Source organism: Petrimonas sulfuriphila (assembly GCA_038561985.1).
GTDB lineage: Bacteria > Bacteroidota > Bacteroidia > Bacteroidales > Dysgonomonadaceae > Petrimonas > Petrimonas sulfuriphila.
On record CP073276.1, the window covers coordinates 680491 to 699936 of the forward strand.

General features: G+C 44.2%; 15 protein-coding genes. 12 read left to right on the forward strand and 3 right to left on the reverse strand.

The annotated features are described in order from the left end of the window. Positions 1–77: 77 nt before the first annotated feature. The 10 genes from KCV26_02690 (at position 78) to KCV26_02735 (ending at position 11361) form a co-directional block, all read left to right on the forward strand. Positions 78–1298 (forward strand): hypothetical protein, encoded by a 1221-nt coding sequence (locus KCV26_02690; protein ID WZX37317.1) that lies wholly within the window; start codon positions 78–80, stop codon positions 1296–1298. Continuing rightward, positions 1295–2245 (forward strand): glycosyltransferase, encoded by a 951-nt coding sequence (locus KCV26_02695; GenBank protein WZX37318.1) that lies wholly within the window; start codon positions 1295–1297, stop codon positions 2243–2245. The genes KCV26_02690 and KCV26_02695 overlap by 4 nt, the downstream gene beginning before the upstream one ends. Before the next feature lie 72 nt (positions 2246–2317). Then, the gene (locus tag KCV26_02700) at positions 2318–3340 is read left to right on the forward strand and encodes a GNAT family N-acetyltransferase (GenBank protein WZX37319.1); all 1023 of its coding nucleotides are present in this window, start codon (positions 2318–2320) and stop codon (positions 3338–3340) included. After that, positions 3312–3800, forward strand: a complete 489-nt coding sequence (locus KCV26_02705) for an acyltransferase (GenBank protein WZX37320.1) — start codon at positions 3312–3314, stop codon at positions 3798–3800. The genes KCV26_02700 and KCV26_02705 overlap by 29 nt, the downstream gene beginning before the upstream one ends. A gap of 1 nt (position 3801) precedes the next feature. Then, entirely contained in the window at positions 3802–4899 is a 1098-nt protein-coding gene (locus tag KCV26_02710; GenBank protein ID WZX37321.1) for a hypothetical protein, read from the forward strand. A gap of 6 nt (positions 4900–4905) precedes the next feature. Continuing rightward, a complete protein-coding gene (locus tag KCV26_02715; GenBank protein ID WZX37322.1) occupies positions 4906–5685 on the forward strand; it encodes a hypothetical protein in 780 nt (259 codons plus the stop codon). Continuing rightward, the gene (gene wecB / locus KCV26_02720; protein WZX37323.1) at positions 5682–6824 is read left to right on the forward strand and encodes a UDP-N-acetylglucosamine 2-epimerase (non-hydrolyzing); all 1143 of its coding nucleotides are present in this window, start codon (positions 5682–5684) and stop codon (positions 6822–6824) included. Before KCV26_02715 ends, wecB begins: the two co-directional genes overlap by 4 nt. Before the next feature lie 30 nt (positions 6825–6854). After that, positions 6855–7646, forward strand: a complete 792-nt coding sequence (locus tag KCV26_02725) for a polysaccharide biosynthesis/export family protein (GenBank protein ID WZX37324.1) — start codon at positions 6855–6857, stop codon at positions 7644–7646. A gap of 17 nt (positions 7647–7663) precedes the next feature. After that, positions 7664–10066, forward strand: coding sequence for a polysaccharide biosynthesis tyrosine autokinase (locus KCV26_02730; protein WZX38302.1), 2403 nt, complete (start codon positions 7664–7666; stop codon positions 10064–10066). A 128-nt stretch (positions 10067–10194) separates the two neighbouring features. Further along, the gene (locus tag KCV26_02735) at positions 10195–11361 is read left to right on the forward strand and encodes an ATP-binding protein (protein WZX37325.1); all 1167 of its coding nucleotides are present in this window, start codon (positions 10195–10197) and stop codon (positions 11359–11361) included. 8 nt (positions 11362–11369) lie between these two features. Here KCV26_02735 and KCV26_02740 read toward each other — a convergent pair whose 3' ends face one another. The 3 genes from KCV26_02740 to KCV26_02750 are packed head-to-tail and all read right to left on the reverse strand — an operon-like array spanning position 11370 to position 14675. Then, positions 11370–12239: an alpha/beta hydrolase gene (locus tag KCV26_02740; GenBank protein ID WZX37326.1), complete on the reverse strand. Its 870-nt coding sequence runs from the start codon at positions 12237–12239 to the stop codon at positions 11370–11372. A 30-nt stretch (positions 12240–12269) separates the two neighbouring features. Further along, positions 12270–13928: an exo-alpha-sialidase gene (locus KCV26_02745; protein WZX37327.1), complete on the reverse strand. Its 1659-nt coding sequence runs from the start codon at positions 13926–13928 to the stop codon at positions 12270–12272. Between the two features lie 30 nt (positions 13929–13958). Beyond that, entirely contained in the window at positions 13959–14675 is a 717-nt protein-coding gene (locus KCV26_02750) for a methyltransferase (protein ID WZX37328.1), read from the reverse strand. A 131-nt stretch (positions 14676–14806) separates the two neighbouring features. Between KCV26_02750 and lon the strand changes: the two genes are divergently transcribed. Both lon and KCV26_02760 read left to right on the forward strand, forming a co-directional pair. Continuing rightward, positions 14807–17275 carry an endopeptidase La gene (lon, locus tag KCV26_02755; protein ID WZX37329.1) on the forward strand — a complete coding sequence of 823 codons (2469 nt, stop codon included), beginning with the start codon at positions 14807–14809 and terminating at the stop codon, positions 17273–17275. Positions 17276–17374: 99 nt separating this feature from the next. Continuing rightward, positions 17375–19420 (forward strand): helix-hairpin-helix domain-containing protein, encoded by a 2046-nt coding sequence (locus KCV26_02760; protein ID WZX37330.1) that lies wholly within the window; start codon positions 17375–17377, stop codon positions 19418–19420. Positions 19421–19446 lie beyond the last annotated feature (26 nt).

Genomic DNA, 19446 nt, shown 5'->3' on the forward strand with positions numbered 1-19446 from the left:
TTATAACGATTGGATAATTATTTATGCGAATTGAAAAGATTTGTGCATTAAACTTGACTTTGGTAATCTTTATGCTAATGAATCCATACGTCAGATGGATAATACCTGCCGGAATTGAGAATATTATTTTATTCGCCACCACTACCTTTTGCACCTTTATGTTATCTAATCATGTCAAAATAGTTCCTTTTAGAGAAAAAAACAAAGTTTTTATAGCCATAGCTCTACTCATATACATTATTTATTTTATTCTTTCTCCTATTCACGGGATAAGAATAGGGCCTCTTATCTGGGTTCTCTGTTTTTTGATAATATTGTCCTATAAAGACTTTATTGTATTCAAATCTTATCTTTATTTAAAAAAACTATTTGTCTGGATTTCTATATTTGCATTGATTTTTTGGGTATTAAATGCCATTAAATTTCCACTACCATACTATACATATACACCTGATTTTAGGTATTCCTCTTTGGATAATTATCATATCTATGGTTTGGCAATCAGTTTGTATAGAGGATCTTCGACAGTTGGCGCACTTGGGTTAGAGCGTATAGTCGGTGTATTTGCAGAACCCGGACATTTTGGTATCTACATCGGATTAATTTTAGCAATAGAAAGATTTAATTTATCTAAAAAGGACAACCTCCTTCTATTGATTACGGGTGTTCTAACTTTTTCTACAGCTTTCTACGGAATTTTGGGCTTAGGGTTCTTATACAATTTTTTATCGGATAAATTCTTCCTAAAAAAAATGCGAAAACCATTCATTGCCATTCTTTTGCTATTGGGTCTAGTTTTTTTATTTAAAGGCAATGCGCTTCGGGAAGTTACCTATGGTAGGGTCATAAAAAACAATAGTGGAAATAAAACAGGAATAATAGAACTCGTGGAGCAAAGATCAAATGAATCCAACAAAGAGTTATTTAGCTCATTTGTCAAGAGCCCTAATGTTCTGTTTGGAATGGGATATTTTATTGATCATACCAAATTTCAAACAACAAATTGGAGAGGAATTTTTTTTAGATTTGGAATTTTGGGTTTTACCATAATCATTCTGGTTATTATTTCAATTGTAAAAGAGGCCCATAAATTTAAATATGGCTTATTGCTTTTATCAATAGCAATATTAATACTTTCTCATCGTTCATATCTCTACTATAATCCCGGAATATTTATGTTGTTATACATGGCTACAGTTGCAAATAGGATAAGGATTAAATTTATGAAAAATAGAATGGAGCAATATCAGATACTTAGAAGAGGAAATTATATCACAAATCCACGAAAAACATTATGAAAGTATTGATAGTAGCAAGTTATAATAGTGGCAAGTTCTCTCCATTTGTGTTGGAACAAGCAAATGCCCTAAAAAATCAAGCCATAGAGATTGATTTTTTAGGAATAGAAGGAAGAGGAACGATCGGATATTTGCGTTGCAGACGAGGGTTGTTGAAAAAAATCAATGAGTACAAACCGGATATCATACATGCTCACTATGGTTTGTCCGGACTATTAGCCAACTTACAACGAAAAGTTCCGGTAGTAACAACCTATCATGGAAGCGATATCCATTCGGGAGGTCTATTGCTTACGCTGTCCCAATTCTCTATGAGGCTGTCGAGATACAACATTTTTGTAAGCGATAAGTTGTTGAAATTGGCAAACTATCATAGGAGGAATGCCATGGTTCAACCATGTGGAGTGGACTTCGACAAATTCAATGTACTTTCCAGAGAGGAGGCGCGTAAACTACTGGGATGGGGTGCAAACGGGAAATACGTGTTGTTTGCCGGTGATTTCGATAATACGATTAAAAATCCTGAATTGGCTCGGCAGGCTTGTAATCTATTGCTGGAATGTGAGCTTATTGAGTTAAAAGGATATAACCGGAAAGAAGTCAACCTGCTTATGAACGCTTCCAATTGCTTACTGATGACTTCGCATCACGAAGCATCGCCCATGGTAATCAAAGAGGCGATGTTATGCGGAACGCCCGTGGTTAGTGTGGATGTTGGAGATGTGGCCGACGTGGTTAAAGGAACGGAAGGCTGTTTTATTGCGGAACGAAATGCAACCGAAATTGCATCAAAACTATCGGAAGCAATCAGTTTTTCAAAACAGAAAGAAAAAACTAATGGACGTGAACGAATTACAGAATTGGGATTAGACAATAAACAGGTAGCTAAAAGAATTGTGGAAATATACGAATTTGTTGAAAGCAAAAATGGTAGGGATAAAAGATAATAGGCAATCTAAGAGAATGCTTTCTTTGTACAAAAAAGATTAGTTGAATATAATTGAATGTTAGATAATAATATGAATTATAGATTTGAAATTGGTATAGAAGAGGAAGAATGGAGTAATTTTTTGCAAAATAATACTCAAGCAAATATTTTTCAATCTCTTGAATACTATAAATCACAAATAAATAATAAATCAAGTGAACCAATAACATTTTTTGTATATGAAAATGAGAAGATAGTTGGACTTGCCTTAGGAATTATCTTTAGCAATGGTGGTAGATTAGGAAAAAGACTAACATCAAGAGCCATAATAATTGGAGGTCCTGTACTGTCTGATGAAAATGATATTGCAATATTAGGATATTTTCTTAATGAAATAAAAAAATATCTTAAAAATAAGGTAGTTTACTTGGAATTCCGTAATATATGGGATACTTCTATATATAAAAATATATTTATTGATAATGGATTTAGTTATGAAGAACATTTAGACATTCTGATAGATTTGAGAAAGACAGAGGATGAACTATGGAATAGCATGACTAAAGATAGGAAAAAAAGCATAAATAAGGGTCAAAGAGAATTAGAAATCCGGATAATTGATGAACAAAGCGATTATCAGATAGACTTAATATATAATCTACTTAAAATAGTTTATAATCGAGTTAAATTACCTCTACCGTCAAAAATGTTTTTTTCAAGTATAATAAGAAACTTAGATCCGCTGGGGTACATTAAAATATTTGGAGCATATCGCGACAGTAAATTAATAGGTGTTAGGTTAGTATTTTGCTATAATAAAATGATTTACGACTGGTATGCAGGAGCCGATGATGATTTTTTAGAATACAGACCTAATGATATTTTAATATGGAATATTTTAAAATGGGGAGGCGAAAATGGATACGAGGTTTTTGATTTTGGAGGTGCAGGTAAACCCAATATTCCTTATGGTGTAAGAGATTATAAATTAAAATTTGGAGGTCAATTAGTTTGTTTTGGACGTTATCAATATGTTTTTAAACCAATAATCATGACTTTCGGACGATTAGCAATAAAAATAAAAGATGGCTTACTCAAACATACAAAACGGTAAAAAAAAGTGCTTGTTTTCACGGATTAAGATTAAGATAGGGAAAATGTTAGCACAGCGTTTCCCCTATAACAGCATTCGTGTAAAGGGTTTAAAATATTGTGGTTTTGAAATTGGCGATAAGGTTTATATCGGCAGTGATTTGATAGTAGCTAGTATTATTTCGGAAACAGGATGTTCTTTAAGTATAGGGAATAGAGTTGCTATAGGACCAAGAGTAACATTAGTTCTATCATCAGATGCGAATTGGTCTCGTTTAATGGATCAAATACCTCCAATAAAAGATAAAATTATATTAGAAGATGATTGCTGGATTGGTGCAGGTGTCATAGTTTTACCTGGTATCACAATTGGCAAAGGTGCTATTGTTGGAGCAGGTAGCATAGTAACAAAAAATGTTGAGCCTTTCACTGTAGTTGTTGGAAATCCGGCACATGCAATAAAAAAAATAAAACCATTTTGATATGAATATAATTATTTCACTTGGACATCCTGCTCATTATCACTTGTTTAAGTATGCAGCAAGAAATCTATCTGATAGAGGACATAATATCCATTGGGTAATTACATCCAAAGACATACTTGAAAAATTACTAATTGCTGATAATGTAAATTATACTGTATTGTCATCGTACCAGAAAAATAGTATGATAGGAAAGTTATCAAAACTTTTTACGTCGACTAAAGAACTTATTAAAACTGCTAAAAAGAATAAACCGGATATATTTGTTGGATGTTTATCGCAAATAGGATATGCAGCTCAAATACTTAGAAAACCATCTATATTTGTTGGAGAGGATGATTTCAATTATACTTGGCAACAGGGAATAATAACATATCCTTTCGTTTCGACAATACTTGCACCAAATATAACCAATAATAGTATTTTTTCTTGCAAAAAAACGCCGTATTATGGTTACCAAAAACTGTCATATTTGCATCCAAATCAATTTACGCCAGATAAAAGTGTGGTGGAGAAATATTTTCCATCAGGAAAACCTTATTTTATTCTGCGATTTGCCCAGTTGAAAGCTTATCATGACTTAGTTTCTCATGCCCACGGTATTAATACGGAAATTGCCCAGCATCTGATTGACATATTATTGCCTCATGGCGATGTGTATATTACTTCTGAACGTTCACTTGAGCCTCAATTTGAGAAATATCGATTGCATATAAATCCATTAGATATTCATCATGTGTTGGCTTTTGCCAAGTTGTACATTGGCGATAGTCAAAGTATGTCTGTAGAAGCGGCCATGCTTGGCACACCAAGTCTTCGATTCAATGATTTTGCAGGTAGAATCGGCATTTTGGAGGAGTTGGAGCATAAATATGAGCTTACTTATGCGATACCTCCGTCAAAACCTGAGAGATTGTATGAAAAGATTATAGAATTATTGTCTATGTCTAATTTGCGAGATATATTCCAACAAAGAAGACAAAAAATGCTTGCCGATAAAATTGACGTTACTGCTTTCTTCACATGGTTCATCGAAAATTATCCCGAAAGTAAACGAATCATGAAAGAAAATTTCGATTATCAATATCGTTTTAAATAACAAGCAATGGATTTCACTTTAACCGCATATAAAAACTTGTTGTCGGCACTAATATCTGCCGGCTATTCTTTCCAGACCTTTGAGCAGTTCTTGCAGCATCATGTCGAAGGCAAAACGGTGGTGTTGCGGCATGATGTTGATTTACTGCTGTTTAATTCATTGCGAACGGCACAAATTGAATACAATTTGGGCGTTAAAGGTTCCTATTATTTTCGGTCAGCTCCGGAAAGTTGGAACGAAAATGTGATAAAAGAGATAGCCAATCTTAGCCACGAAGTGGGCTACCATTACGAAAACCTCACAACTTGCAAAGGAGATGTTGCAAAAGCTTATATCGATTTTAAAAATAATTTGGGCAACTTGCGTAAGTTGGTTGATGTGAAAACCATCTGTATGCACGGCAGTCCACGCTCTCCTTACGACAGTAAAGATATTTGGAAAGAATACTCGTACAGAGATTTGGGCATTATAGGTGAACCATATTTGGATACCGATTTCTCGAAAATATTTTATCTGACCGATACCGGCAGGAGATGGGACGGCTATAAAGCTAGTGTAAGAGATAAAATAGAAAACTTTCAAGAGGAGTGGAACAAGAAAGGATTAACATTTCACACAACAAAAGAACTTATTACCGCAATAAGTGCAGGCAAAATGCCCGACAAGATAATGATAACCATACATCCTCAACGTTGGAACAATTTTGGTGCAAAATGGATAAAGGAATTGGTTTTGCAAAATTTGAAAAATATAATAAAGAAATTAATTGTGAACAAAAACTTATGATAAAACTTCTCACCATAATAGGGGCCCGTCCCCAGATTATAAAGGCGGCGGCACTGTCGAGAGCTGTTAAAAGCGATTTTAAAGACAGGGTAAAGGAGAAAATTCTCCACACCGGACAACATTACGACGCCGCCATGTCGCAGGTGTTTTTCGACGAGTTGGGGATACCCCAACCTGACTATAATTTGGGCATCGGCTCGGGCAGGCATGGCGAACAGACAGCCAAGATGATCTCCGGCATAGAAGAGGTTATTTTGTCGGAGCCTTTCGACGGGGTTGTGATCTACGGCGATACCAATTCCACGCTCGCAGGTGCTGTGGCGGCAGTAAAACAACATATCCCGGTATTTCACATCGAGGCAGGGTTGCGGTCGTTCAATATGGCCATGCCCGAAGAGATAAACCGGATAGCCTGCGACCAAATATCATCGATCCTTTTTGCACCCACCCGGACCGCCATGGACAACCTGCGCAACGAGGGTTTCCTTGACATCGAAACACGTTTTAAAAACGGAAAAAAACGACAGGTTTTCAATAGCGGGGATATCATGTATGACAACAGCATTTATTTTGCGAAGTTTTCGGGACGGACAAAAATTCTGGAACGACATTCCCTGCAACCAAACGGTTATATTTTGGCTACCGTGCATCGCGATAACAATACGGACGAACCGTCGCGTTTGGAATCGATATTCAAGGCTTTATTACATATCAGCAACGAAAACAATATAGCGATCCTTCTTCCTATTCATCCGCGCACGGCCAAGCTTATGCCCGGCAACCTAAGCGCCGGATTGTATGAAAAAATAGCGCATTCGAAGCTGAAATTGGTTGAACCGGTGTCCTTTTTAGAGATGATAGAGTTGGAAAAGCATGCAAAACTGGTAATGACGGATAGCGGTGGAGTGCAGAAAGAATCGTTTTTCTTTGAGAAACCTTGTCTCATACTCAGGCCGGAAACGGAGTGGGTGGAGATAGTAACGCATGGAGCCGGAATACTCGCAGATGCCGATTTCGACAAGATTGTGGAAGGATACAAAACTTTATCGGAAATAGACGTGACGTTTCCTCGCCTGTTTGGAAACGGAAAGGCGGCACATTTTATCCTTGAACGGATCATGGCTTACTCTGCAGAATAAAAGGAATATATAACTTAACAACAAACAGATATGAAGAAAAAAATGAAAATATGGGGATACCTGGTGTTGGGGCTATGCCTCCTGGCAGGATGCGCGTCGCAGAAACAGATTGCCTACCTGCAGGATGTGCCGGAAGATTACCGGCGGCAAATGGGACAGGATTATGATATCCGCATAAACACGGACGACCTGCTCTCCATCATGGTAAACAGCAAGAACCCCGAGTTGGCGCAGATGTTCAACCTGCCCATGGTAAGCTACCAGATCACGAACACCGGATACACGGGTGGGCAATACAGGATATTGGGCTACCTGGTGGACAAGGAGGGGGAAATAGACTTCCCGCAATTGGGCAAAATAAAGGTGCGGGGGTTAACCCGCTTCGAACTGGCGGAACGGCTGAAACAGGAACTGACAGGAAGGGGCCTGGTGAACGATCCGGTCATTACCATCCAATTCCTCAACTTCAAAGTGTCGGTAATGGGCGAAGTGGCGCGGCCGGGAACATTTGAAGTGAACAGCGACCGCATCACGCTGTTAGACGCGCTGAGCCGGGCCGGGGACCTGACCATCTACGGCCGACGGGAAAACGTGAAGGTTATCCGGGAAGAGAACGGCCAACGGGTGGTGGCCTCGGTAGACCTGCGAAGCGCGGATTTGATGGACTCCCCCTTCTATTACCTGAAACAGAACGACATCGTATATGTTGAGCCGAACAAGGCACGCGCCGGACAACGGGAAATAAACCAGAACCGCAGCATAGGCACGTTCGCTTCGATAGTCTCCGTACTAACGTCGCTGGCGATACTCATTTTTAAATAACAATAGAATAGACAATGATGAGAAAAGATAGGTTTGACGAGATGGACTTTTTTGATTTCAACGAGAAGTCCGAACGGGAAAATGCCACATTGGCGGAGCTGTTTGGCACGCTGTTGCATCATCGAAAATGGTTTATTCTGTCGATCGGGGCGTGCGTGCTGATAGGATTCCTCTACGTGCGAAGCACGCCGAAGACGTTCTTGCGTACGGCCACGGTATTGGTGAAAGACGACAAGAAAGGGGGACAAATGGGTGAGGCGGCCGCGTTTCAAGACCTGTTCCGCCTGGGTGGAAGCACGGTGGATAACGAGATAGGCATCTTCAAGAGCAAACGGCTGATGTATGAGGTGGCAAAAGAATTGAGGCTGGACGTGAGTTACAAGGTGCGGAGCGGATTGCGTAAACGCGAGCTGTACACCGCCACGCCGCTGGTCGTGGAATTTCCCGGAATGGATGCCGGACAAAGCTTAAGCCTTACAGCCACCCTGTTGGAAGACCGCCACGTGGAGTTGAAAGACCTGAAATGGGCAAATGGAAGGGAAAACGAAAAACGGGTGGTGAAACCCGGTGATACCGTGCAAACAGCGGTGGGGAAATTGGTGGTGACCCTGCCGCCTACAACATCGGCAGCGTATGCGGGAATACCCGTCCGGGTAACGAAAAGCAGCCTGAAAGCCGTGTCGGACAACTATAACCTGAGGCTGAACGTGGAAGCGACCAACAAGCAATCGTCGCTTATCAACCTGAGCCTGAAAGACGAAAATGTGAACCGCGCGGAAGACGTATTGAACACTTTGATAGAAGTGTATAAGAAGGACGCCATTGAAGACAAGAACCGGATCGTAATCAACACAGCCAACTTCATCAAGGAGCGGTTGGCCATTATCGAAGCTGACTTGGCAGGGGTAGACGCGGAAATAGAAAACTACAAGAGGAAAAACCGACTGACGGACATCACCTCCGAAAGCGCCTTATACCTGCAAAGTTCGAGCCGGTTAGACACGGAAGGACTTAACGTGGAAAACCAACTCAAGATGGCGGAATACATGAAAGAATATCTGCGGGACGGGGCAAAACAGACGGAACCCATCCCGGCAAGCATCGGCATCGCCGAAGCCGGCATACAAAATCAGATAGGTGAGTATAACACCACACTGGCACAGCGAAACAAGCTAATGGCCAACAGCAGTGCCAACAACCCATTGGTGCGGGAACTGGACACCACGCTGGCGTCGATGCGCCTCGCCATATCCAAAGCCGTGGACAACCTGATCGCCGGCCTAAAGATACAGACGGAAAACATGAAGAACAAGGAGCGGGAAACCAGGGGAAAGATAGCCTTCGTGCCCACACAACAAAAATACGTGATCAGCGTGGAGCGGCAGCAGAAAATAAAGGAGGAATTGTACCTATACCTGCTCAACAAGAAGGAAGAGAACGAGTTGCAGCTAACCATCACGGAAAGCAACTGCCGCGTGGTGGACCCGGCCGACGGGACAAACTCGCCCGTGACACCCAAAAAGGCGCAAGTGCTGCTGATCAGCCTGATGGCCGGGTTTTTACTGCCGGCGCTCTGGCTTTACATACACTCCTTGCTCGACACCACCGTGCATACCAGGAAAGAACTGAAAGAGGCAACAAACATTCCGTTCCTGGGAGAAGTGCCGTTGGAAAAGGGGACGCCCGAGAGAGGCCTTGTGGTGAAGGAAGAGTGCCGTGAACCCATTTGTGAGGCCTTTAACATGGTGCGTTACAATCTGGAGTTCATGAATACGGGACGAAAAGGAGGCGGAAAAGTGATCTTGCTGACATCGACCAACCCAAACGCCGGTAAAACATTCGTGACCATAAACTTGGCCATGAGCATGGCTTTAACCGACGCGAAAGTTATCGTACTCGACCTGGATCTGCGGACAGGATCGCTAACCGAGAGAATAGGAATGGGAACAAAACGGCCAGGCTTGTCGAATTATTTAGGCGGAATGGAGGACAACTTGCAAGAACTGATACACACCGCGGATGCGGATAGTCGGTTGGATGTCATTACCTCCGGAACACTGCCCCCCAACCCGGCCGAACTGTTGAAAAGCGAGCGGCTTGACTCAATGATGGAGGAGTTAAGAGCCACATACGACTATATCCTGCTGGACAATCCACCCTATGGCGTTGTCGTGGACGCATTGTTATGCGCCCGCGTCGCGGACCGGACAATCTATGTGGTGCGCTCGGGACTGTTTGACAAACGCGCGCTTCCCGACCTTCAAGAGCTGTACGAATCGGGAAAGATGCCGAACATGAGCGTGCTGCTCAACGGAATGGACCCCGAAAAACAGGGGTACGGGTACGGATACGGTTACGGGTATGGGTATGGAAGCAATGTTAACCCAAAGCCTTTGTATAAACGGATATTGGGATTATAGAAGTCCGATGCTCGCGCGGCCATTGCCAATTGCCCAAAAGTTTCCCGAATATTTTGTGTGGATTATTTGGATAATCCGGCGCATTTATGTAAATTCGCAGTTCAACTTCGGATTTGCATAAACATGGCATGACTAACTCATTTATCAAAAGAGACATAACGCCCGTGATGCTCGAGATGCATCGGTATTTTCCCGTCATTACGATGACAGGACCGCGTCAATCGGGGAAAACCACCTTGTTACGCAAGGTTTTTGACAAGCTACCTTATTATTCGTTGGAAAACTTGGATATCCGGCGCTTTGCGATGAACGACCCGGCCGGATTCCTCAGCCGCCATCCCGAGGGCATGGTTTTGGATGAAGTACAACGTACGCCCGACTTGCTGTCGTACATTCAGGGAATGGTAGATGAGAATCCCGAAAAACGTTTTGTGCTTTCGGGCAGCTCGCAGTTTTCGGTCATCAGGCAGATTACCCAATCGCTTGCCGGACGGACCGGCATGTTGGAGCTGATGCCCTTGTCGTACAACGAAGTCAAAAAGCAGGCAGATGAAAAAACATTGGACGAGGTCATGCTCCACGGTTTCTTTCCGGCTTTGTATGCGGGAAAGAACAGGTACGACCTTCTCTATCCGTCGTATGTGAAAACCTACCTGGAAAGAGACGTGCGTGACGTATTGCAGGTAAAAGACATGATGCAGTTTCAAACATTCCTTCGGCTGTGTGCCGCGCGCATAGGCAGCTTGTTCAATGCCTCCGAACTGTCGGGCGAAGTGGGTGTTTCCGCCAATACCGTCAAATCCTGGCTTTCTGTCTTGCAGGCATCCTATATCATCAAGCTACTGCCTCCTTTTCATGAAAATATGAGGAAACGGTTGACCAAAACACCGAAACTCTACTTCTGCGATACCGGTTTGGCTTGTTATTTGTTAGGCATAGAAACGGAACAGCAGCTGACAAGGGACAAAATGCGTGGCCACCTGTTCGAAAACTTTATCGTGATGGAAGCACTTAAAAACCGTTACAACCGGGGTAAAGAAAGCAATTTGTTCTTTTACCGCGACAGCAACGGCGTTGAGGTGGACTTGCTATTCAAAAACGGGAGCGATTATTCAGCCATTGAAATCAAATCATCGCAAACCTACCATCCCGATTTCGAAACGGGAATCCGTTCGCTGAATACATTATTAAAAGGCAGGTTGACGGATAAAGCAATCTTGTATGCCGGAGATTTCGAGAACGACACCGCCGAGATCAAACTCTTCAATTATAAAAACATGTACCGCCTCTTTTAAGGCAAGAATCACTCCACCATTTTTATATCGTGCAGCCAACTCATGACACGAAAAGGCCATTCATTTACCAGATCGCCCGTGTTCCGCAGTCCATAACCGTGTCCTCCTGACGGATACAAGCTCATAGCAACAGGGGCTTTTGCTTCTTTGAGCGCATAGTAGTAGAAGAGGCTGCTGTTGAGCAACCGATGGTCGTCCTGGGTTTGAACGATGAAAGTGGGCGGCGTCTTTTCGGTAACTTTCAATTCGGGTGAGATGGAGAAATTTTCGCCGTCGAGGTATGCCGGATAGATCAGGACACAAAAATCGGGACGGAGGCTCGCATTATCAAAATTATCTACCTGCGGGTATGTACGCTCGGCATAGCTGTTGCTCGCCATGGCCGCTAAATGGGCGCCGGCTGAGAATCCCATCACGCCTATCCGGTTTGGATCGATTTTCCACTCACCGGCGTGCGAACGTGTGTAGGCGATGGCTCGCTGCAGGTCCTGCAACGGCGCCTGATGCTTCTCAAGGCCTTCGCGTCGGGGCACGCGGTATTTCACCAGCACACAATTAACTCCGTGGCTGTTGAACCGCTTGCAGATTTCCGTCCCTTCCAGGTTGTACGCCAGAATATTGTATCCTCCTCCCGGATTCACAATGATGGTGGCGCCCGAGTTATTATCTGCAGGAGCCGGGAAAAACGTCAGTGTAGGCTCGCTCACATCGCTGATGCGGAGCACCGGACATCCGGCTACCTTGTTGCCCGACAGATCGTCTTTTTGCTTCATTTTTGTTGTTTCTCCGGGAGCGCCATCGGGGAAGAGGAGGATAGGAGTTTCTTGAGCCATAACCATGGTGGATAGTAAGCTGAAAATAAACAAGTATTTTTTCATATGTTGTTGATGTTAAATGAGCCTGAATATCTATTGCCTGGGACCTTTAATAATATCCCTTAGCTTCACTGCCTGGAAAGTCATGTGTGCCACGCTGCTTTCGTAAAGGATTCCAACGGTTTCTTTATCAATCACAGTCAGGCAAGAGTAGCCCCAACCGGGATCTTCATCCAACAGCACCTGGTATTCTTCGGGAAACGATAATCCTCCGTCCAGGCTGGCTTTGATGGTAATGTGATGTCTTCCTTCGGTGGTGTTGGGATTGGAGAACAGCAATATATCCTTACCCAGTACATTTTCATTGGCATCCACTTTTATCAGGCTTGCCATGCAAACCGGTTCCTGCAAGACGCTTCTGTTTGACGGGTGCTCCGTCCAAGTTTTGCCTAAATCCTTCGTTATGGAAACGGCACGGCTTCCTCCGCGATTATCGCGCATATTAAGCATCAAAACGCCGGGCTCGACTTCCGCCACTTGCGCTTCCGTTGTGTTTGTACGGGCGTGATTATGAATTTTCCAGGTCTGTCCGCTGTCCTTGCTGTACATGATGCCGGCGTTGGGTATCCGGATAGAGTCAATAAACTGAATGGGGAAAACCAATGTTCCGTCCTGCATGGTGATTCCCCTTCCGGGACCCTGCAGCAATAAATGCCACGAAGGGTCTTTTACCTGAGAAGTGATGTTGATGGGGTCTGACCAGGTCTTACCGTCATCCATGCTTTTTGTCAGCACCAGCTGCCCCGTCCGTTTTTCATCCATGCCGGCTTGCGAGTTGTGCCATGCCCTGTAATTTCCCATCCCATGTGTCCACAAGGCAGCAATCCAGATAGTTCCGGTGTTTTTATCCACCAGGATAGAAGGATCTCCTACTCCGTTCTGTGCTTTGGGTAATCCGCCATATTCACCGAACGCAACCGGAATACGCATCTTCTCCCAGGTCTGGCCCTTGTCGGTACTCCGGCTCAACCCTATATCAACGTGTTCTTGTAAATCCACACTGTTGTTGTACCGGACGTCGTAAACACCCAGCAACGTTCCTCTATTGCTGGTGACCATGCCTGGAATACGGAAGGCGGCAACGCCATCGTCTCCTGCATGGCGAACCCCCACTCCCATCCGGTGTGTTTCCGTATTATTGGCAAACGATATGGGAGCATCTCTTCCGTCGAGCTTTGCTGAAACCAGATTCACATCAATTTTCGATAACAGGGAGGTGGTGGGTTTCATCTGAAGGCTGATCCAGAAATAGTTGATCCCCGGGAAAAGGGGGTAATTTGCCGAAAAGGCCACTTCGATCCCTGGCGATTTTTGTTCAACAACCTTCACCGAATAGGAAGGATTTGCCTCGCGGGTTTTACCCGGCGTGAATCCCGACAGGTATTGTACAGGATGATAAAATGTTTGTCCTTTACGCTGAACGGCTTCGGTTCCTCCATAATAGAGTTTTAAAGACCCCACCTCGTTCAGGTTTGAGCTTTCGGAGAACTTAAGTTTCAATTCGGTCAATTTTACAGCCTCCCTCGCATCGATACTGATATAAAAAAGGGCATTATCAATGCGGTCTATCAATATAGGAACTTGCGTTTGTTTCACACGAAGGGTGTCACCTGCCTGCATAAACCCCAGCGACAAAAGCATAAAAACGGGGAATACCAGAATTTTTTTTATTAAAATGGGATTATAAGTCATTCGGCAAAGATAAAAAATAAAAATTTCATTTCATAAATAGAGGTAGAAATCCTGTACCAGGTGGATAAATTCAGGTGTGTAAACATGACGCTTCTCCTCAATAACCAATTCGTTCCTATCCGTCTCCGTTTCGCTTCGGGTAGTAAACTCCAATAAAATTCGCTTGGGAGAAGCAGACCGGGTTGGAAGAACAACCGTTTCACGGGATAAATGGAAATTTTCTTTTTCAGACACGGTCATTATATTGTCCCTTTCCGAAAACGGATAGATCAGCGAAAGGGTTCCCGTATCATTAAGAAGCTTCCTGCTCATTTTGAAAAGTTCAGCCGGAGTAAGCGAATCCATATGCCGGGCACCGGTTCTTTTCAGATCGGGCGATGGCAGCGAATTAACAAAAAAAGGAGGGTTGGAAACAATCGAGTCAAATTTCCCTGTCACTGTTGGGAAAAAATCCCGGAACGAAACAGGCAACACCTCTATGCGCTCTTTAAAACGAGAATTATCAACGTTCTCCCTGGCCTGCAAAGCCGCATCTGCATCCATCTCGATAGCTGTAATTTTTGCCAGACTGTTTCGTTGTGCAGCCATTAAGGCAATTAAGCCTGAGCCCGTTCCCACGTCCAGGATCGATTGGCAATCGATAAAATCTGCCCACGCACCCAACAGGACGCCATCGGTGCCGACTTTCATGGCACACCTGTCGTGAAAAACAGTAAATTGCTTAAATTTAAAAGAGTTGTTTCCCATAAACGGTAAAAATCAATATTTGGCACGGAATTTGGTGTAAGATATAGGCATTGCGACAACAAAAATAACACATATTCTGTTTTTCCGAAATAAAATATGAATTGAACCGTACCGAAGATAAGTAAATAAATATGTTTCAAAATAAATTATCCGTATTAAAACCGGAAGAGAGCGAAAGCAACGTCATATCGTTTATTGCCGGAGATTTCCTGGACGGCAGCCAGGAGATCGATGAAAGTTCCCTGAAGGAAAGCCTTCCTATATTACCGTTACGTAACACCATCGTTTTCCCGGGAAGCGGGCTCCCCATCTCTGTAGGACGGAGCAAGTCACTCAAGTTAGTCCGGGCATTGGGCAAAAAACACCGCTATATCGGTCTGGTCTGTCAAAAAGACAACAACGTCGAAGAACCTGAGAAGGAAGATCTATATTCAATAGGTGTCATCGCCGAAGTAATACGCGTGATTGAGCTCGACAAAAACAACCTGAGCATCATTGTCCAGGCAAAGAAAAGATTCGAATGGACAGAGTTCACGCAAACCGAGCCCTATTTTGCGGCCAACTACAGGATCCTGGAATCGAAAAGAGCGGAGAAAGACGACAAGGAGTTCAGCGCCATTCTGGATTCCATAAGGGACGCTATGAACCATATGCTCAACATTCTTGGCGATCCCCCCAAGGAGCTGCTGCAAACCATCAATCACGAGTCGTTCACCGGTATGTTGGTAAGCTACAGTGCCACCAACCTGCCCATTGAAAACAGGGAAAAACAGGAGCTGTTGAGTATAAGTGACGAAAAGGAACAAGCATACAGGCTGCTGATGATCCTTAACCGCGAGACACAAGTACTGGAGTTGAAGATGAATATCCAGATGAAAACCCGCGAGGACCTCAACCAGCAACAGAAAGAATATTTCTTACAACAACAGATAAAAACCATTCAGGAAGAACTGGGCGGCAACACTCAGCAAATAGAGATCGCTGAGTTTCGTAAAAAGGGAAAAACGAAGAAGTGGAGCCAGGAAGTAGCTGATATTTTCGAAAAAGAAATCAGTAAACTGGAAAGGTTACATCCGCAGTCACCCGATTATTCGGTCCAGTTCGGCTACCTTCAGACCATTGTGGAGTTGCCGTGGAATGAGTATACCAAAGACAGCTTCAACCTGAAGAATGCACAGAAAATTCTCGATCGCGACCATTTTGGAATGGAAAAAGTGAAAGAGCGCATCATCGAGCATCTGGCTGTTTTGAAACTGAAAGGCGATTTAAAATCTCCGATATTGTGCCTTTACGGCCCTCCCGGGGTAGGTAAGACATCTCTCGGAAAATCGATTGCCGAAGCATTGAACAGGAAGTATATCCGCGTTTCACTGGGTGGTCTGCACGATGAAGCTGAAATTCGCGGCCATCGCCGCACCTATATCGGGGCCATTCCCGGAAGAATTATCCAGAACATTCAAAAAGCAGGAAGTTCAAACCCGGTTTTTGTGCTGGATGAAATAGATAAAGTGGGTAACGACTTTCGGGGCGATCCGGCATCGGCGCTGCTCGAAGTGCTTGATCCTGAACAGAATTTTGCATTTCACGACAATTACCTCTCCATCGATTACGACCTTTCAAAAGTGATGTTCATCGCTACGGCAAACAACCTGAACACTATCCCCCAACCTCTTCTCGACAGGATGGAGTTGATAAACGTTGGGGGCTACATCAGCGATGAAAAAATAGAAATCGCCTATCGTCACCTCGTCCCAAAACAGCTGGAAAATCACGGCATAAAGAAGAAGGCTTTCAGCATTTCTAAACCGGCCTTACTGAAGATCATCGAAGATTACACCCGCGAATCGGGGGTAAGGGAACTGGACAAGAAAATTGCAAAGGTAACCCGGAAAATTGCCCGGAAGATAGCTGGAAATGAAGAGTATCCCAAGGTATTGAAACCTACTGATGTCACGGAGTACCTCGGCATGGAAGAATACAGCAAAGACCGTTACCAGGGCAACGACTATGCCGGAGTGGTTACAGGGTTGGCCTGGACAGCCGTAGGGGGAGAGATCCTTTTTGTGGAAAGTTCGCTGAGTCGAGGAAAGGGCTCAAAACTTACGCTCACCGGAAACCTGGGCGACGTGATGAAGGAGTCGGCTATGCTGGCGATGGAGTACATACACGCCAATGCCGACCTGCTGGATATTGACCCCGCTATTTTTGAGAACTGGAACACGCACATTCACGTTCCCGAAGGCGCCATGCCCAAAGACGGGCCATCGGCAGGAATAACCATGATCACATCACTGGCCTCAGCCTATACGCAACGTAAAGTGCGGAACAATCTGGCCATGACGGGAGAAATCACGCTGCGGGGAAAAGTACTACCGGTTGGTGGAATTCGGGAAAAAATTCTGGCAGCAAAGCGTGCCGGAATTACCGACATCATCCTCTGCAAAGAGAACGAAAAAGATATTCTTGAAATCAAACCCGAGTATGTGGCAGGTTTGAACTTTCACTATGTGGAAGATGTGAAGCAAGTGCTGGAATTTGCCCTGCTGGAAGAAAAAGTGGAAAACCCCAAGAATTTTATCGTTCCGGCAGAAAAAGAGTAAGGCGACTATCCTTACCCGAACTTTTGTTCATCAATTATTGGGAAAATCGTTCCGAGGAGGTTATATTTGTAAAAATCCCGGCTTTTAGCTCAGTGATGAATGAAATTTTGGGTTTTTCATATCATTCTTGCCGTTACTCTTTGTGCAAAATGCTCTTTTGCCAAGTCGCAATCAAACGATTGGCGCTCCTATCTGGAACAGCTTGCAGAAGAGGGAATGGACGATACCACCATCGAAAACATGTTTCAGGAACTAACGATGCTGGAGGGCAACCCCATGAATTTAAACCGGGTTTCCCGCGAACAACTGGAGCAGTTTCCACTGATCAATTTTGAACAAGCGGCTCACATAGCCGAATTTCTGGATAAGAACCGGCCGGTCTACACGGTATTTGAACTCCGGAATGTCTCTTTTCTCGATTTTAAAACTGTAGAACTGATCCTGCCGTTTTTTTTCGCGGGCAAAGCGGAGGAAGAACAACCAACGGTGCAGGAAATGCTCAGTCGGGGGCGACACGAAGTTCAATCCCGGTTCGACAAGACCCTTCAGAACCGGGCAGGATACGGAGAGTTTGCCGACAGCATTCTTCAGCGTTATCCCAATCGGAAATACCGGGGAGAGGATTTTTATACTTCGATGAAATACGCATTCACTTATCGCGATAAAATTCAGTTTGGGTTGGTGGGCGAAAAAGATCCCGGCGAGCCGTTTTTGCAGAAAAACTATCCCGTGGGATACGATCATTACGGACTGCACCTGATCATTCGCGAACTGGGAAAGCTTAAAACCCTTGCCGTGGGCGATTATCGCCTATCGTTCGGACAAGGATTAATACTCAACAACGACTTTATGATCTCCAAATCCTGGGGCACCAACACCATTATCCGCCGGACACAGGGACCTAAACGACATTTCTCCACCGCCGAAAGCGGATTTTTTCGTGGTGCAGCTGCTGTCTTCCAGGCAGGGAAAATAACCGTTATCCCTTTTTACTCCAACAAAAGATTTGATGCCAATCTTTCCCGCGACGGAGAAATAACCTCGTTCAAGACCGATGGGTATCACAGAACGCCTTCGGAAATAGAGAAAAAAAACAATTCGCGTGAACAGGTAACGGGGGTGAATATCAACTACCGCAACGAGCAGCTTCAGTTAGGCGTGAGCGGTGTATATCACGCCTATAGCCGTATGTATTGCCCGGTTGTTCGCGAATACAACTATTACAGTTTGCGGGACTCGTCCCATTTCAATGCAAGCATTGACTACTCGTACCGCTTAAACCGGTTGGCGTTTGCCGGGGAAACCGCAGTGGCCAGAAACGGAGCCACAGCAACCACCCACATGATTCAATATACACCGTCCGGGCTTTTCTCCCTGTCGGCACTTTACCGCCATTTCCCCATTTCTTACAACGCAATGCATGCGCAGGCATTTTCCGAAGGGAGCCGGGTTCAAAACGAGAACGGATTCTATTTAGGCGTCACCTTCAGTCCGCTGCAAAAGGTATCGGCAACAACGTATATTGACCTTTTCCGTTTCCCCTGGCCGAAAGACCAGGTAGATAAGCCGTCGGCAGGCTTCGACTTCTATTTTTTAGGTACGTACGCCATGGATCGAAACTCCAACTTCGAGCTGCGGTACAAAATAAAACAGAAAGAGCAGAACACCGACTATCCCGAAAACTCCAGAAAAGTATTACCCTACAACACACAAAAGATCAGGCTCCGATATAATCACGCACTAAACAACGGGTGGGACTTCCGGACTACTTTAGATGCCGCTTTGTTCCGCAGGAAATTTTTCCCGCTGGAAAAAGGGTTTATGCTCTCTCAACATGCCGGCTATCGCGGCGGCAAAAAGATCCGGGGCGACCTCTTCGCCGGATATTTTAAATCAGACACCTATGCCACCAGGCTCTATTCTTACGAAAGAAACCTCCTGACGACCTTTTATATGCCGTCGTTCCACGGCAAAGGCATAAGGCTTGCAGCATCAGGCAGATATGCTTTCACCCCCCGGCTGTCATTCTCCGTAAAGATCGGGCATACACGTTATTTCGACCGTGAAACCATAGGCTCGGGAACAGAGCAGATCAGCGGCAACCGCCGAACAGACCTGTTTACTTATTGGCAATGGCAATTTTGAGTTTAATCCCAAATAGTTTCGTACTT

Bases quoted from the DNA above. Each gene is read 5' to 3' on its own strand.
- KCV26_02715 (WZX37322.1), top strand. From the start codon at position 4,906: ATGGATTTCACTTTAACCGCATATAAAAACTTGTTGTCGGCACTAATA.
- KCV26_02760 (WZX37330.1), top strand. From the start codon at position 17,375: ATGAAATTTTGGGTTTTTCATATCATTCTTGCCGTTACTCTTTGTGCA.
- KCV26_02690 (WZX37317.1), top strand. From the start codon at position 78: ATGAATCCATACGTCAGATGGATAATACCTGCCGGAATTGAGAATATT.
- KCV26_02745 (WZX37327.1), bottom strand. From the start codon at position 13,928: ATGACTTATAATCCCATTTTAATAAAAAAAATTCTGGTATTCCCCGTT.
- KCV26_02740 (WZX37326.1), bottom strand. From the start codon at position 12,239: ATGAAAAAATACTTGTTTATTTTCAGCTTACTATCCACCATGGTTATG.
- lon (WZX37329.1), top strand. From the start codon at position 14,807: ATGTTTCAAAATAAATTATCCGTATTAAAACCGGAAGAGAGCGAAAGC.
- KCV26_02750 (WZX37328.1), bottom strand. From the start codon at position 14,675: ATGGGAAACAACTCTTTTAAATTTAAGCAATTTACTGTTTTTCACGAC.
- KCV26_02730 (WZX38302.1), top strand. From the start codon at position 7,664: ATGAGAAAAGATAGGTTTGACGAGATGGACTTTTTTGATTTCAACGAG.
- KCV26_02695 (WZX37318.1), top strand. From the start codon at position 1,295: ATGAAAGTATTGATAGTAGCAAGTTATAATAGTGGCAAGTTCTCTCCA.
- KCV26_02725 (WZX37324.1), top strand. From the start codon at position 6,855: ATGAAGAAAAAAATGAAAATATGGGGATACCTGGTGTTGGGGCTATGC.
- KCV26_02705 (WZX37320.1), top strand. From the start codon at position 3,312: ATGGCTTACTCAAACATACAAAACGGTAAAAAAAAGTGCTTGTTTTCA.
- KCV26_02700 (WZX37319.1), top strand. From the start codon at position 2,318: ATGAATTATAGATTTGAAATTGGTATAGAAGAGGAAGAATGGAGTAAT.
- KCV26_02710 (WZX37321.1), top strand. From the start codon at position 3,802: ATGAATATAATTATTTCACTTGGACATCCTGCTCATTATCACTTGTTT.
- KCV26_02735 (WZX37325.1), top strand. From the start codon at position 10,195: ATGACTAACTCATTTATCAAAAGAGACATAACGCCCGTGATGCTCGAG.
- wecB (WZX37323.1), top strand. From the start codon at position 5,682: ATGATAAAACTTCTCACCATAATAGGGGCCCGTCCCCAGATTATAAAG.